Source organism: Muricoccus pecuniae (genome assembly GCF_014199205.1).
Taxonomy (GTDB): Bacteria; Pseudomonadota; Alphaproteobacteria; order Acetobacterales; family Acetobacteraceae; genus Roseomonas; species Roseomonas pecuniae.
Window position 1 is genome coordinate 310,640 of sequence record NZ_JACIJD010000003.1, and the last position, 13,762, is coordinate 324,401.

The window sequence follows — 13,762 nt, forward strand, 5'->3', positions numbered from 1 at the left end:
ATGGCTCGCAGGCACCGGATCGCGGTCATCCCCGGCGACGGGATCGGCAAGGAGACGACGCCCGAGGGCCTGCGCGTGCTCGACGCCGCCGCGCGCCGCTTCGGCTTCGAGCTGGAGCTGACGCATCTCGACTGGTCCTGCGAGACCTATGCGCGCACGGGCAAGATGATGCCGGACGACGGGCTGGAGAGGCTCCGCGCCCATGACAGCGTCTTCCTCGGCGCGGTCGGCTGGCCGGGCGTGCCCGACAACGTCTCCCTCTGGGGCCTGCTGATCCCCATGCGGCGGGACTTCGACCAGTACATCTCCCTCCGCCCCTGCCGCCTGATGCCGGGCGTTCGGAGCCCGCTCGCGAATCGCGGGCCGGAGGACATCGACTTCGTCGTGGTGCGCGAGAACACGGAGGGCGAGTACTCCTCCTCCGGCGGGCGCATGTTCCGCGGCACGGCGCGGGAGTTCGTGACGCAGGAGAGCGTCTTCACCCGCCAGGGCTGCGACCGCGTGATGAAATACGCCTTCGAGCTGGCCATGAAGCGGCCGCGGAAGAAGCTGACCTCCGCCACCAAGTCCAACGGCATCACCTTCACCATGCCCTTCTGGGACGAGCGCTTCGCGGAGATGGCGAAAGGCTACCCGGAGATCAGCACGGACCAGTTCCACATCGACATTCTCTGCGCGCATTTCGTGCAGCACCCCGACTGGTTCGACGTGGTGGTCGCGTCCAACCTCTTCGGCGACATCCTGAGCGATCTCGGCCCGGCGGTGGCGGGCTCCATCGGCATCGCGCCGAGCGCCAACATCAATCCCGAGCGCGAGCACCCCTCGATGTTCGAGCCCGTCCATGGCAGCGCGCCCGACATCGCGGGCAAGGGGATCGCGAACCCCATCGCCCAGATCTGGTCCGGCGCGCTGATGCTGGAGCATCTGGGCGAGGCGGAGGCCGCAGCCGCCGTGACGGGCGCGATCGAGTCCCTGCTGGCCGAGGGCGGGCCGCGCACGCGCGACCTCGGCGGCAATGCGGGCACGGCCGATGTGGGCAAGGCGCTGGCCGAGGTCGTCGCGCGGGGTTGAACCCCGCCTTCCCGCGTCGCCACAACCATTGAGCCGCTCGATCCTTCTCATCGAGTGGCTCGATTGACACTTGAACACCCGTTCAGGTGTCGGTATAAATCGCCTGGGTATTGCGAGTTATTCTCAACAACATCGCAATACGAAAACGGGGTCTGGATCGGATGGGGCACGACTACAGCTACATCGCCCGCAACTGCGAGCGCGCCGTGGTGACCGCCTATCGCGAACTGCGGGACGTGGGCACGAACGACTACAGCGCCTTCGGGGCCTGCACGTCGCTCTACCGCATTCACCACCCCGAGGCGTCGGTGGCGGAGGCGCGGCGCCTCGTCGCCGAGTGGATCGACCACCACGTCGTGCGCGCCGAGACCGGCCCGACCGTGGGCTGCGACTGCGACTGACGCCGCTGGCCATCGGCCGATGGCCTGGTTCCTCCTCATCCTCGCCGGCTTGCTGGAGGTCGTCTGGGCCTTCGGCATGAAGGCCTCCGCTGGCTTTACCCGCCCGGGATGGAGCGCGCTGACGCTGGTCGCCATGGCGGCGAGCGTCGGCCTCCTGGCCCTCGCCATGCGCAGCCTGCCCCTCGGCACGGCCTATGCGATCTGGACCGGCATCGGCGCGCTCGGCGCCTTCCTCGTCGGCATCGCCGTGCTGGGGGAGGCGGCGACCCCGCTCCGCCTGGGCAGCGCGGCCCTCATCCTCGCCGGGCTGGTCGGGCTGAAGCTCGCCTCCGGGGAGTAGGTCAGGCCTTCGCCGGGGCGAAGCGGTAGGGCGCCCCTGCCTGGGCGGGGTCGAGCACCAGCCGGTGCTCCAGCGGCGGGAAGGCGCGGGAGCGGCAGTCCGGCCGGTCGCAGAGCCGGCAGGACAGGCCGATGCCGACGCGGGCCAAGACGAGATCCAGCCCGTCGGCGTAGCAGACCTCCGAGGCCCGCCCGAGCTCGCAGCCCATGGCGATGACGTGCACCGGCGCCGGCTCGCCCCATCGCGTCGCCGGGTGCTCCACCGTGCGCGCGAAGCAGAGGAAGGCGGCGCCGTCCGGCAGCTCGGCCACCTGCACGGCGATGCGGCCGGGGGTGGCGAAGGCCGCGTGCGGGATCCAGCGCGGGCAGGAGCCGCCGCCGCGCGCGAAGGGGAAGCCCGCCGCCGAGAAGCGCTTGGAGACGTTCCCCGCGGGGTCCACGCGCAGGAAGAAGAAGGGCACGCCCCGCGCGCCCTCCCGCTGCATGGTGGAGAGGCGGTGGCAGGCCTGCTCGAAGGAGGAGGCGAAGCGCGCGGCCAGCGCCGGCACGTCGTGCCGCAGCGCCCGCGCCGCGGCGAGGAAGGGCGCGTAGGGCATCATCACCGCCGCGGCGACGTAGTTCAGCATCCCGATCCGCAGCATCGAGCCCGCCTCGTCGGTGGAGGGGCCGATCACCGCGATCACGCGCTCCACCGCCTCCCGCGCCTCCAGCAGGGCGAGGGTGAAGGCGAGGTGGAAGGTCCGGCTCTCCCGCGGCAGGGTCTCGCTGATGGCGAGCTGGGCGCCCGCGGCGTCGTAGCGGCGCATCGCCGCGCCGGGCAGCACGCCGATGGTGACGGTCAGCCCGTGATGCGCGCGCAGCCGCTGCACGAGCGCGTGGTCCAGCACATGGGGGGAGGGCTCGTCCAGCGCCGAGCGGAGCGACTCCGCGGCTTCCTCCAGGGCGGGGAAGTGGTTGCCGGCGTCGTGGAAGGCGTCCCGTGCCTCCTCCCCGGGCAGGCGCAGCAGGCGGCCGGAGGGGAGGGACAGCCCCGAGGACTCCTCGCGCGCCACGCGCCAGGCGCGCCAGAGGGCGAGCACCGCGCGCGCCGCGTCCGGCGCAGTGGAGGCGAGGGCGGCGGCCTGCTCCTCCGGCACGGATTCGGCGCCCAGCAGGGGGTCGCGGAACACCTCGCGCAGCCCGGCCTCCAGCCGTCCCTCCGCCTGGCCGGAGAGAAGGGCGAGGTCCACCTCCAGCGCGTCGGCCAGCTTGAAGACGAGGCTGGCGGTCACGGCCCGCTGGTCCGCCTCGATGAGGTTCATGTAGCTGCCGGAAATGCCCAGCCGGGAGGCGAGGGCGGCCTGGGTGAGCCCCCGTTCCTGCCGGAGGCGCCGGACGACCCGGCCGATCATGGGACGCGCCATGTTCACAGCCTTTACGGATTTTCGCCGGGACGGGTGAAGGGCTTCACCGGTTTGCGACGCTGTACTGCAGAAACAGCCTCGCTTTCGCGTTGGAAATGTCAATCCTTCACTCATTGCAGAGGATCAAGAGGATGACGATGAAGACCTCCCCCACCCCGGCCTACTCCCCCGACGGCTCCGGCAGCGGCATCCCCGCCAGCCCCGGCCGCTTCGACGGTATCCGCCGTGACTACACGCCGGAGGACGTGGCGCGCCTCGCCGGCTCCTTCCGGGTGCAGCACACCCTGGCCGACATGGGCGCGCGGCGCCTGTGGCAGCTCCTGCAATCCGAGCCCTATGTGAACACGCTCGGCGCACTCACCGGCATGCAGGCGCTGCAGCAGGTGAAGGCGGGGCTGAAGGCGATCTACCTCTCCGGCTGGCAGGTCGCGGCCGACGCGAACAGCGCCTCCACCATGTATCCCGACCAGTCGCTCTATCCCGTGGACAGCGTGCCCACCGTGATCAAGCGCATCAACAACGCCCTGCGCCGCGCGGACCAGATCGCGGTGCAGGAGGGCAAGGGCGACGACACGCACTACATGGCGCCCATCGTCGCCGATGCCGAGGCCGGCTTCGGCGGCCCGCTCAATGCCTATGAGCTGATGCGCGCCATGATCGAGGCGGGCGCGGGCGGCGTGCACTTCGAGGACCAGCTGGCGTCGGAGAAGAAGTGCGGCCATCTCGGCGGCAAGGTGCTCGTGCCGATGCAGCAGCACATCCGCACGCTGAACGCCGCCCGCCTGGCCGCCGATGTGGAGGGCGTGCCGACTGTCCTGCTCTGCCGCACCGATGCCGAGAGCGCGCAGCTCCTGACCAGCGACGTGGACGAGCGCGACCGCCCCTTCATCACGGACGAGCGCACGCCCGAGGGCTTCTTCCGCATCAAGCCCGGCGTCGGCAAGAAGTACGCGATCGCCCGCGGCTTGGCCTATGCCCCGTATTCCGACCTGCTGTGGTGGGAGACCTCGGACCCCGATCTGCAGGACGCGCGCGACTTCGCGGAGGCCATCCACCGCGAGTTCCCGGGCAAGATGCTCGCCTACAACTGCAGCCCGTCCTTCAACTGGCAGCGCAAGATGGGCGTCGAGGCCGCCACGAAGTTCCAGCGCGAGCTGGGCGCCATGGGCTACAAGTTCCAGTTCGTGACGCTGGCCGGCTTCCACAGCCTGAACCTGTCCATGTTCAAGCTGGCCCATGGTTACAAGGACCGCGGCATGGGCGCCTATTCGGAGCTGCAGCAGGCCGAGTTCGCGGCCGAGGCCGAGGGCTTCACCGCCGTGCGCCACCAGCGCGAGGTGGGCGTGGGCTACTTCGATGCGGTGGCCACCGCGGCGAGCGGCGGCCAGTCCAGCACCACGGCGCTGGCGACCAGCACCGAGGCCGCGCAGTTCCACGACGACCACGGCGCGCCGGCCCTGGCTAAGTAGCGCAGGCGATGCCGCGGGGTGAGGAGCCCCGCGGCATCGTCGCTTCCGGAAGCTACTTCTTCTCCATGTTCCAGAAGAACTGCACGGGGGAGAGCACCATTCCCGTCAGGTTCTTCCGGTAGGCCATGGGCTGCTCCACCTTGCCCGCGGGGGCGTAGGGCACGGTCTCGAAGGCGCGGCGCTCGATCCGGGCGGCCAGCGCCTTCTGCGCATTGAGGTCGTCGCTCGCGATCCACTGGTCGCGGAGCGTCTCGATTTCGGGGTCATCGGGCCAGCCGAACCAGGCGGCCGGGCCGTTCGCGCGGATCAGCGGGTGCAGCGCGGGGTTCAGCACATCGGCCCCCGACCACAGCGTGTGGAAGACGGACCAGCCCCCCGCATCCGGCGCGCCACGGTTGGCGCGGCGGCCGATGAAGCTCGCCCAGTCCGTGGAGACCAGCTCCACGTTCATGCCGAGGTTCTTCAGCAGCTGCTGCGTCACGAGGGACTGGTTGTAGGCGATGGGCTGGTCGGCGGGGGCGAGGAGCACGACCTTCTCGTCCTTGTAGCCGGCCTCCCGCAGCATGGCCTTCGCGCGGTTGATGTCCGCGCGCATCGCCTCCGCCCCGCCCGCGCCGGTGGACATGGGCGAGCCCGGGGTGAAGTAGGTCTTGGCCTCCTGGTAGTAGTCGGGGCTGCCGACCACCGCCTGCATGTAGTCCTCCTGCTTCATGGCCATCATCACGGCCTGCCGGACCTTCGTGTTGTTGAAGGGCGGCTGCAGGTGGTTGAAGCGCATCAGCAGGATGAGGCCGAGCGGCACGTTCTGGATCGTGACGTTGCGGTCCCGCTTCAGCACGGGCAGCAGGTCCACCGGCGGCTGCTCGTACCAGTCCACCTCGCCCTGCAGCAGCGCGCCGACGGCGGCGGAGGGCTCGGTGAGGCCGACCCATTCGATGCGGTCGATCTTCGCGACCTTCCCGCCCGCGGCCCAGGAGGGCGCCTCCTCGCGCGGCCTGTAGCCGGCGAAGCGCTCGTAGATCGCGTTCTGCCCGGGCACCCACTGCGTCGTCTGGAAGCGCCAGGGGCCGGAGCCGACCGCCTCGGTGATGTTGCGCGTCGGCTCTGTCATCGCCACGCGCTCGGGCATGATGAAGGGCACGTTGGAGGAGAGCTTGCCCAGCGCCGCCGTGATCTGCGGGAAGGGCCGCTTCAGCCGGATGGCGAAGGTCCGGGCATCCACCACGTCGTAGCCCTCGACGGCGGTGGCGAAGGTCTGGCCGAAGGCGTCGCGCGCGGACCAGCGGCGGATGGAGGCGATGCAGTCCTGCGCGCGAACGGGCGTGTTGTCGTGGAACATCAGCCCGTCGCGGAGCTGGAAGGTCCATTTCAGCCCGTCCGGCGCGCCTTCCCAGTGCTGCACCATCTGCGGGCGGATCTGGAAGGTCTCATCCGTCGCGAAGAGCGTGTCGTAGATGAGGTAGCCGTGGTTCCGGATGACGTAGCTCGTCGCCACGATCGGATCGAGCGAGGGCAGCGGCGTGGAGGGGATGAAGCGCAGCGGCGCGGCGGATTGCGCGCGGGCCGGCCCGATATAGGGCATTCCAGCGAGGGCTGCGCTCCCGGCGAGGAAGTGGCGGCGTGTGGGGCTCATCGGTCGATCCTCTGTCGCGTTGGATGCCGTGCGTCTGGGTGGCGCCCCCAGCCCGTCGTTTTTCGGCCCGTGGTTGATCGGCTTGAGGAAGCGGCCCGCGGGGCCGCCCCCGTCATCGCTGCGGTCGGTCAGGCGGCCTTCTTCAGGCCAACATCAGGCAGGGCCGGGCGCTTGGCGAGGGCCGCCTTCATCATCGCCTCCACCTCGGCCCGCTCCCTCTCCGGCAGGGCCAGGCGGGGCGGGCGCGTGATGGCGGAGCCGCGGCCCATGATCGCCTCGCAGAGCTTGATGCACTGCACGAGGTCCGGCCGGGCATCGAGGTGCAGCAGCGGCATGAACCACTCGTAGATCGGCATCAGCTCCGCCATCCGGCCCTCGCGCGCGAGGCGGAACAGCGTCTCGCCCTCCACGGGGAAGGCGTTGGACATGCCGGAGACCCAGCCCTCGGCGCCCATCAGGATGCTCTCCACCACCACATCGTCGAGCCCGGCGAAGAGCTTGAAGCGGTCGCCGACGAGGTTGCGAAGGTCGATGAAGCGGCGCGTGTCGCCCGAGGATTCCTTGAAGCAGACGATCGTCTCGACATCGGCGAGGGAGGCCAGGATGTCGGGGGTGACATCGTTCTTGTAGATGGGCGGGTTATTGTAGACCATCACCGGCAGGTCGGTGGCCGTGGCCACGCCGCGGAAATGCGCCGCCGTCTCGTGCGGCTTGGCGGAGTAGACGAGGGCGGGCATCACCATCACCCCGTCCAACCCGATGCGCGCCGCCTCCCGCGCCGTGTCGCAGGCGAAAGCGGTGGTGAACTCGGCAACGCCCGCGATGACGGGCACGCGGCCCCGCGCGGCATCCTTCCCCGCCTCCATCACGGCCACCTTCTCCCGGAGGGAGAGGGCGGTGTTCTCGCCGACCGTGCCGCAGACGATGAGGCCGGAGACGCCATCCCGCACGAGATTCTCGATCACCTTGTGGGTGGCCTCGATGTCGAGGCTGAAATCCTCGCGGAACTGGGTGGTGACGGCGGGGAAAACGCCCTGCCAGCCGATCGTCTTCGTCATGGGGCACCTCTGCGCGGTGCCGGAACGTAGATTGGATAAAATAAACCGGTCAAGCGCGGACTGCGCCTCCCCTCTCAGCCCGGGGAGGAGGCGCGCGCCCAGCGGATGGCGGCGAGGGCCAGGGCCTCGATCGTGTCGATGACGGGGAAGGGGAGGGCGGGGCCGGCGGCGATGCCGAGCGGGATCTCGGTGCAGCCGAGCACCACCGCCCGGGCCCCGCGCGCGGCGAGGGCCCCCGCGGCCTCGGCCAGGGGGGCGTGGGAATCGGCCACGCGGTTCGCCTTCACCAGCGCGATGCCGGGGCTGACGAGGCGTGCCATCTCCTCCTCGGTCGGCAGAAGCACCTCCCAGCCGCCGGCGCGCAGGCCCTCCTGGTAGAGGCCCATGGCGAGGGTCGCGGCCGTGCCCATCACCCCGACCGGGCCGGGGCCGATCCCGGCCGCGCGCAGCGCATCGGCGGCGGCCTCGACGATGTGCAGGATGGGCAGGCGAGTCGCGGCGCGCATGCCCTTGATCCAGCCATGGGCGGTGTTGCAGGGGATGGCGATGGCGCCGGCTCCCGCCGCCTCCAGGCCATGGATGCCGCGCAGCAGGGCCGGCAGGGGATCGGGGCCGCGGCCCTGGCGGGCGGCGGTGCGGTCCGGCACGCGGGGATCGGACCAGAGAACCGCAGGGATGTGGTCCTGGTCCCGCTCGGCCGGGGTGAGCAGGGTGAGCTGGCGCATGAACTCCGCGCTCGCCAGCGGCCCCATGCCGCCCAGCACGCCCAGGATCCTCTCCTCCATGACCAATTCCTCATCTTCGCCCGTGGGGACCGACTTCGTGCCGGAAAGCGCCGGCGAGCGGTAGGGCGGGCCGGTCCCTGCCGGGCCGCTGGCCATAGCTGCCCCCCTGACAGGGGCGGCGTTCCGGCCTAGAGCCGGGGACGCGGCGGAGAGGCCGCGGGAACGGCCAGGAAATGCCCATGGATCATATGCAGGACCCCGTCTGGATCGCAGCCCTCGCGGCGGTGATGGCGGTGACGGGGCTCGTCTCGGGCACGCTGGCGGGGCTGCTCGGCGTCGGTGGCGGCATCGTGATCGTGCCCGTCCTCTTCAACGTCTTTCCCTTCCTCTCCATCCCCGAGGCGGTGCAGATGAAGCTGGCGGTGGGCACCTCGCTGGCCACCATCATCCCCACCTCCATCCAGTCCGCCCGCAAGCACCACGCGAAGGGCGCGATGGACGTGCCGCTGCTGAAGGCGATGATCCCCTCCCTCATCCTGGGCGTGCTGGTCGGGACAGTGATCGCGATCTGGGTGCGGGGCGACACGCTCACCGCGGTCTTCGCCGCCGTTGCCCTGCTGGTGGCGGTGAACATGGGCTTCACCGGCGTGGACGCGCGGCTGCGCGAGAGCTTCCCCACCGGCATCCTGCGGCACCTCCTCGGGATCTTCATCGGCGGCATCTCGGCGATGATGGGAATCGGGGGCGGCACGGTGGGCGTGCCGCTGATGAACCTCTTCGGCACGCCGATCCGCAGCGCGGTAGCCACGGCCTCGGCCTTCGGCATCGTCATCTCCATCCCGGCGGCGCTCGGCTTCATCTATGCCGGCTGGGGCAACCCGCTGCTGCCGCCGGCGAGCCTCGGCTACGTGAACCTCATCGGCTTCGCCCTCATTGTGCCGAGCTCCATGATCGCGACGCCCTGGGGCGTGCATCTCGCCCACACCATCCCGCCGCTGGCGCTGAAGCGGGCCTTCGCCGTCTTCCTCGGCATCACCGCGGTCCGGATGATCTATTCACTGGTGACCTGAGGGGCTTGCCAGGGGCCGCCCGGCGGGGTTGAACCCGCGCCCCCCGCGGAGCGCCCACCCCATGCAGCCCGTCATCGGCATCGATTTCGGCACCACCAACAGCGTCGTCACCGCGCTGCGCCCGGACGGCCGGGCGGTGACGCTGCGCCACGACACCGGGGAGGTCTTCCGCTCCGTCCTCTGCTTCTGGTCCGACCCGAGGGGCGGGGCGCTCCGCCATGCGGCGGGGCCGGCGGGGATCGAGGCCTATCTGGAGGAACCGCTCGCCAGCCGCCTCATCATGTCGATGAAGAGCTACCTGGCGCAGCGCAGCTTCACCGAGACGCGGATCTTCGGCCGGCGCTGGACGCTGGAGACCCTTATCGCCCTCTTCCTGCGGGAACTCCTGGCGCCCTTCGCGGCGGAGCTGGCGGGGGCGCGGGTGGTGGTCGGCCGCCCCGTGCGCTTTGTGGGAGCCAGGGCTTCCGGGGAGGGGGCCGAGGACGATCTCGGCGAGGCACGGCTGCGCGCCGCCTTCGCCTCGGCCGGGCTGCCCGGGGTGGAAGTGGCGCTGGAGCCCGCCGCCGCCGGACAGCGCTTCGCGAGCGGCATCGACCGGCCGCAGACGGTGCTGGTGGGCGATTTCGGCGGGGGCACGAGCGACTTCTCCGTCCTGCGCTTCGACCCCGGCCTCTCCGGCGGATCGCAGCGCGTGTCGGCGCTCGGCCATGCCGGCGTGGGCCTGGCGGGGGACGCCTTGGACACGCGGATCATCGACCACGTCGTCTCCCCCCTTCTCGGCAAGGGTGGAGAGTACCGGGTGATGGGCAAGCCCCTGCCGATTCCCCCGGGCTGGTTCGCCAGCTTCGCCCGCTGGCACCAGCTTCCCCTGATGCGCGGCCCGAAGACCTTGCGCGAGATCGCCGAGGTCGCCCGCACCGCCGACCATCCCGAGCGGCTGCACCGCCTGATCCGCCTGATCGAGGACGAGGCGGGCTACGCCCTCTACCGCGCGGTGTCCTCGGCCAAGGCGGCGCTCTCGGGCGCGGAGGAAACGGTACTGAGCTTCCGGCACGAGGACTTCACCATCGAGGCGCCGATCGCCCGCCGCGACTTCGAGGCCTGGATCGCCCCCGACCTCGCCCGGATGGAATCGGCGGTGGATGCGGCGCTGGCCGATGCCGGGGTGGGGCCGGGCGGGGTGGACCGGGTTTTCCTCACTGGCGGCACCTCCCTCGTGCCGGCGGTGCGCGCCATCTTCACCCGCCGCTTCGGGGAGGAGCGGATCTTCGGCGGCGGCGAGTTCGTCTCGGTGGCCGAGGGACTCGCCCTGATGGGCAGGGGCGCCGGATAGAGGCCCCTCAGCCCGCCGCTCGCCCGCGCATGTAGCGCCGCTCCGGCCGGTAGGCCCGGCGGGCGATGAAGCGGCGCAGCGCGAGGCGTAGGCGGGCGATCATGCGGAGACTCCTTGTTCCGCGGCCACAGTGTGGTCCGATTGCTTTCCGGAACGTCACCACATCCGGCGGGTTTGCGCCGCTCTCAACTCGTTGAGGTTGACCCGAAAGCCCCTGGCCCATATACGCGCCCTCTCCCCGGGGGACGGCTGACGTCGCCCCGCCCCCTCGACGTGTGGCCAGGCTGACAATGAAGATCCGCAACTCCCTCAAGACCGCGAAGACGCGCGACAAGAACTGCGTGGTGGTGCGCCGCCGTGGCCGTCTGTACGTGCTGAACAAGAAGAACCCGCGCCTGAAGGCCCGCCAGGGCTGATCGCGCGCTGATTTCGCGCGGCGGGACTTCCCCGTCGCCGGTCAGGCACGGACGCATGAGCCGCCAGGGGTAATCCTCGGGCGGCTTTTCGCGTTCCGGCGCGGTGCTTGCCCTGGGGCACGGCCGCACTCATCCTTAGGGGAAGAACGGAGGAACCCGCCATGATCCCGCTGCCCCGGCCGAAACCCGATGTGATGGCGCGCCGGGACGAGATCCTGGCCGGGCTGAAGGCCCTCGTGCCGGGAGATGGCGTGATCACGGAGGCGCTGCGCCTCCGCCCCTATGAGACGGACGGGCTCTCGGCCTACCGCCAGCCGCCCCTCGCCGTGGTGCTGCCCTCCTCGACCGAGCAGGTTTCCGCCGTGCTGCGCTTCCTGCACGAGAACGGGGTGCGCGTGGTGCCGCGCGGGGCAGGGACGAGCCTCTCGGGCGGCGCCTTGCCGCTGGAGGACGCGGTGGTGATCGGCCTCATGCGGATGAACCGCATCCTGGACGTCTCCTTCCCCGACCGCCTCGCCGTGGTGGAGGCGGGGGTGACGAATCTCGGCATCACCAAGGCCGTGGAGGGGGAGGGGTTCTTCTACGCCCCCGATCCCTCCAGCCAGCTCGCCTGCATGATCGGCGGCAACGTGATGATGAATTCGGGCGGGGCGCACTGCCTGAAATACGGCGTCACCGCCAACAACCTTCTCGGCCTGAAGCTCGTCACGATCGAGGGCGAGGTGATCGAGATCGGCGGCGGGCACCTCGACGCCGCGGGCTATGACTGGCTCGGCCTCCTCACCGGCAGCGAGGGACAGCTCGGCATCGTCACCGAGGTGACGGTGCGGATCCTCCGCGCGGCGGAGGGGCAGCGCGCCATGCTCGCCGCCTTCCGCAGCACGGAAGTGGCCGGCGCCGCGGTGGACGCCATCATGGCCTCGGGCGTCATCCCCGTGGCGCTGGAGTTCATGGACCGCCCCTGCATCCAGGCCTGCGAGGCCTTCGCCCATGCCGGCTACCCGCTGGATGCCGAGGCGCTGCTCATCATCGAGGTGGAGGGCAGCGTGGAGGAGCAGGACGCGCTCCTCGCCCGGTTGCGCGACATCTGCGCCCGCTTCGACCCGATCTCCATGCGCGTCGCCACCTCCGCCGAGGAGTCGCTGGCGATCTGGAAGGGCCGCAAGGGTGCCTTCGGCGCGGTGGGCCGGATCAGCCCCGACTATCTCTGCATGGACGGCACCATCCCGACGGGCGAGCTGCCGCACGTGCTGCGCCGGATCGGCGAGATGAGCGAGGCCTACGGGCTCAGCGTGGCGAACGTGTTCCATGCCGGGGACGGGAACCTCCACCCCCTCATCATGTTCGACGCCAACGACCCCGAGAGCTTCCACAAGGCCGAGGCCTTCGGCGCCGATATCCTGAAGCTCTGCGTGGAGGTCGGCGGCTGCCTCACCGGGGAGCACGGCGTGGGCGTGGAGAAGCGGGACCTGATGGGCGTGCAGTTCACCCCGGCCGAGCTGGCGCAGCAGCGCCGGGTGAAGTCGGCCTTCGACCCGGACTGGCTGCTCAACCCCGCCAAGGTCTTCCCGCTGACCGACAACCCCGTCCTCGCGGCATGAGCCTTTCTGGAACCGGGGTTCTCGACCTCGCGCCGCGGACGGAGGAGGGCGTCGCCACGGCGCTCCGCAACGCCGGCGCGCCGGTGGCGATCGAGGGCAGCGGCACGACGATCGGCATGCTGCGCCCCGTGCAGGCCGGGCGCACCCTCTCCACGCGCCTGCTGACGGGCATCACCCTCTACCGTCCGCAGGAGATGGTGATCTCCGCCCGCGCCGGGACGACCCTGCCCGAGATCGAGGCGGCGCTGGCCGAGAAGAACCAGGTGCTGGTGCCGGAACCGCCGGACCTCCGCGGGCTGATGGGCGTGCCCGGGGCGCCGCCGCCGACCATCGGCGGGCTCGTCGCGGCCAATCTCTCCGGCCCCCGCCGCATCACCGGCTTCGCGCTCCGGGACGCGGTGCTGGGCATCCGCTTCGTCAACGGCGCGGGCGAGGTGCTGCGCTCGGGCGGGCGGGTCCATAAGAACGTCACCGGGCTGGACATGTGCAAGCTGCTCTCCGGCAGCCACGGCACGCTCGGCGTCATCACCGAGGTGACGCTGAAGGTCGGGCCCGCCGCCGAGCGCACGGCGACCCTCGTCCTGCCCGTGGCGGACGCGGCGGCCGGCATAGCCGCCCTCTCGGCCGGGCTGACCAGCCCCTATGGCGTGACCGGCGCGGCCATGCTGCCCGCGGGCGCCTCGGCCGGCGGGGTCGCCGGTCCCGCCGCGCTGCTGCGGCTGGAGGATGTGGAGGCCTCCGTCACCTACCGCATGGCCCGGCTCCGCGCGGCGCTGCCGGGCGGCACGGTGCTGGAGGGCGCGGAATCCGTCGCCCTCTGGCGCGCCCTGCGGGACGCCGCCCCGCTCGCCCCGGCGCAGGACGAGGCGGTGTGGCGCCTTTCCGTGCGGCCCTCCCGCGCTCCTGCCATGGTGGCGGCGCTGCGGGACGGGATCGGGGCGCGGGTTCTGCTGGACTGGGGCGGCGGCCTCGTCTGGGTGGCCGGCCCGGCCTCGGCCGAGGCCCATGTGGCCGTGATGGCGGCGGCCCGCGCCGCGGGAGGCGTGTTCACCCTGTTCCGCGCGCCGGACCCGCTGCGCGCCGCCGTGGCCGTGCTCCCGCCCGAGCCCCCGGCGCTCGCCGCCATCTCCGCCCGGGTGAAGGCGGCGCTGGACCCCTGGGGGCGGCTCAACCCCGGCAGGATGCGCGCCGGGGCCTGAGGGCGGCCCGCGACGCGCCTTGCCCGGGCCGGGCGCGCGGCGGA

Annotated in this window: 13 protein-coding genes; 9 read left to right on the forward strand and 4 right to left on the reverse strand. The window is 71.4% G+C overall.

Annotation, left to right across the window (positions count from 1 at the left end; genetic code table 11):
• The 3 genes from FHS87_RS05175 (at position 1) to sugE (ending at position 1,812) form a co-directional block, all read left to right on the forward strand.
• On the forward strand, positions 1-1,071 hold the full coding sequence (locus FHS87_RS05175) for a tartrate dehydrogenase (RefSeq protein ID WP_184514574.1): 1,071 nt from the start codon (positions 1-3) through the stop codon (positions 1,069-1,071).
• A 161-nt stretch (positions 1,072-1,232) separates the two neighbouring features.
• Positions 1,233-1,472: a hypothetical protein gene (locus FHS87_RS05180; protein WP_184514576.1), complete on the forward strand. Its 240-nt coding sequence runs from the start codon at positions 1,233-1,235 to the stop codon at positions 1,470-1,472.
• 19 nt (positions 1,473-1,491) lie between these two features.
• Positions 1,492-1,812 (forward strand): quaternary ammonium compound efflux SMR transporter SugE, encoded by a 321-nt coding sequence (sugE, locus tag FHS87_RS05185; RefSeq protein WP_184514578.1) that lies wholly within the window; start codon positions 1,492-1,494, stop codon positions 1,810-1,812.
• Position 1,813: 1 nt separating this feature from the next.
• Here the strand turns inward: sugE and FHS87_RS05190 are convergent, their stop codons facing one another.
• The gene (locus tag FHS87_RS05190) at positions 1,814-3,214 is read right to left on the reverse strand and encodes a helix-turn-helix domain-containing protein (RefSeq protein WP_184514580.1); all 1,401 of its coding nucleotides are present in this window, start codon (positions 3,212-3,214) and stop codon (positions 1,814-1,816) included.
• A 137-nt stretch (positions 3,215-3,351) separates the two neighbouring features.
• Here FHS87_RS05190 and aceA point away from each other — a divergent pair, with 137 nt between their 5' ends.
• Positions 3,352-4,683: an isocitrate lyase gene (gene aceA, locus FHS87_RS05195; protein ID WP_184514685.1), complete on the forward strand. Its 1,332-nt coding sequence runs from the start codon at positions 3,352-3,354 to the stop codon at positions 4,681-4,683.
• Positions 4,684-4,735: 52 nt separating this feature from the next.
• Here the strand turns inward: aceA and FHS87_RS05200 are convergent, their stop codons facing one another.
• The 3 genes from FHS87_RS05200 to cuyB form a co-directional block, all read right to left on the reverse strand.
• A complete protein-coding gene (locus FHS87_RS05200) occupies positions 4,736-6,316 on the reverse strand; it encodes an ABC transporter substrate-binding protein (RefSeq protein WP_184514582.1) in 1,581 nt (526 codons plus the stop codon).
• Positions 6,317-6,444: 128 nt separating this feature from the next.
• On the reverse strand, positions 6,445-7,374 hold the full coding sequence (locus FHS87_RS05205; RefSeq protein WP_184514584.1) for a dihydrodipicolinate synthase family protein: 930 nt from the start codon (positions 7,372-7,374) through the stop codon (positions 6,445-6,447).
• Between the two features lie 74 nt (positions 7,375-7,448).
• Complete coding sequence (gene cuyB, locus FHS87_RS05210; protein ID WP_184514586.1) at positions 7,449-8,159, reverse strand: cysteate racemase; 711 nt, start codon at positions 8,157-8,159, stop codon at positions 7,449-7,451.
• A gap of 179 nt (positions 8,160-8,338) precedes the next feature.
• Between cuyB and FHS87_RS05215 the strand changes: the two genes are divergently transcribed.
• The 5 genes from FHS87_RS05215 to FHS87_RS05235 all read left to right on the forward strand — a co-directional run bounded on the left by FHS87_RS05215 (position 8,339) and on the right by FHS87_RS05235 (position 13,718).
• Positions 8,339-9,169, forward strand: coding sequence for a sulfite exporter TauE/SafE family protein (locus FHS87_RS05215; protein WP_246417829.1), 831 nt, complete (start codon positions 8,339-8,341; stop codon positions 9,167-9,169).
• 61 nt (positions 9,170-9,230) lie between these two features.
• Positions 9,231-10,502: an Hsp70 family protein gene (locus FHS87_RS05220; RefSeq protein ID WP_184514588.1), complete on the forward strand. Its 1,272-nt coding sequence runs from the start codon at positions 9,231-9,233 to the stop codon at positions 10,500-10,502.
• Between the two features lie 290 nt (positions 10,503-10,792).
• The gene (ykgO, locus tag FHS87_RS05225; protein ID WP_043337704.1) at positions 10,793-10,918 is read left to right on the forward strand and encodes a type B 50S ribosomal protein L36; all 126 of its coding nucleotides are present in this window, start codon (positions 10,793-10,795) and stop codon (positions 10,916-10,918) included.
• 161 nt (positions 10,919-11,079) lie between these two features.
• The gene (locus tag FHS87_RS05230) at positions 11,080-12,519 is read left to right on the forward strand and encodes an FAD-linked oxidase C-terminal domain-containing protein (RefSeq protein ID WP_184514590.1); all 1,440 of its coding nucleotides are present in this window, start codon (positions 11,080-11,082) and stop codon (positions 12,517-12,519) included.
• Complete coding sequence (locus FHS87_RS05235) at positions 12,516-13,718, forward strand: FAD-binding protein (RefSeq protein WP_184514592.1); 1,203 nt, start codon at positions 12,516-12,518, stop codon at positions 13,716-13,718. The genes FHS87_RS05230 and FHS87_RS05235 overlap by 4 nt, the downstream gene beginning before the upstream one ends.
• Positions 13,719-13,762 lie beyond the last annotated feature (44 nt).

Excerpts from the sequence above, each read along its gene's own strand:
- FHS87_RS05175 (WP_184514574.1), top strand. The coding sequence starts at position 1 with ATGGCTCGCAGGCACCGGATCGCGGTCATCCCCGGCGACGGGATCGGC.
- FHS87_RS05180 (WP_184514576.1), top strand. The coding sequence starts at position 1,233 with ATGGGGCACGACTACAGCTACATCGCCCGCAACTGCGAGCGCGCCGTG.
- sugE (WP_184514578.1), top strand. The coding sequence starts at position 1,492 with ATGGCCTGGTTCCTCCTCATCCTCGCCGGCTTGCTGGAGGTCGTCTGG.
- FHS87_RS05190 (WP_184514580.1), bottom strand. The coding sequence starts at position 3,214 with ATGGCGCGTCCCATGATCGGCCGGGTCGTCCGGCGCCTCCGGCAGGAA.
- aceA (WP_184514685.1), top strand. The coding sequence starts at position 3,352 with ATGAAGACCTCCCCCACCCCGGCCTACTCCCCCGACGGCTCCGGCAGC.
- FHS87_RS05200 (WP_184514582.1), bottom strand. The coding sequence starts at position 6,316 with ATGAGCCCCACACGCCGCCACTTCCTCGCCGGGAGCGCAGCCCTCGCT.
- FHS87_RS05205 (WP_184514584.1), bottom strand. The coding sequence starts at position 7,374 with ATGACGAAGACGATCGGCTGGCAGGGCGTTTTCCCCGCCGTCACCACC.
- cuyB (WP_184514586.1), bottom strand. The coding sequence starts at position 8,159 with ATGGAGGAGAGGATCCTGGGCGTGCTGGGCGGCATGGGGCCGCTGGCG.
- FHS87_RS05215 (WP_246417829.1), top strand. The coding sequence starts at position 8,339 with ATGGATCATATGCAGGACCCCGTCTGGATCGCAGCCCTCGCGGCGGTG.
- FHS87_RS05220 (WP_184514588.1), top strand. The coding sequence starts at position 9,231 with ATGCAGCCCGTCATCGGCATCGATTTCGGCACCACCAACAGCGTCGTC.
- ykgO (WP_043337704.1), top strand. The coding sequence starts at position 10,793 with ATGAAGATCCGCAACTCCCTCAAGACCGCGAAGACGCGCGACAAGAAC.
- FHS87_RS05230 (WP_184514590.1), top strand. The coding sequence starts at position 11,080 with ATGATCCCGCTGCCCCGGCCGAAACCCGATGTGATGGCGCGCCGGGAC.
- FHS87_RS05235 (WP_184514592.1), top strand. The coding sequence starts at position 12,516 with ATGAGCCTTTCTGGAACCGGGGTTCTCGACCTCGCGCCGCGGACGGAG.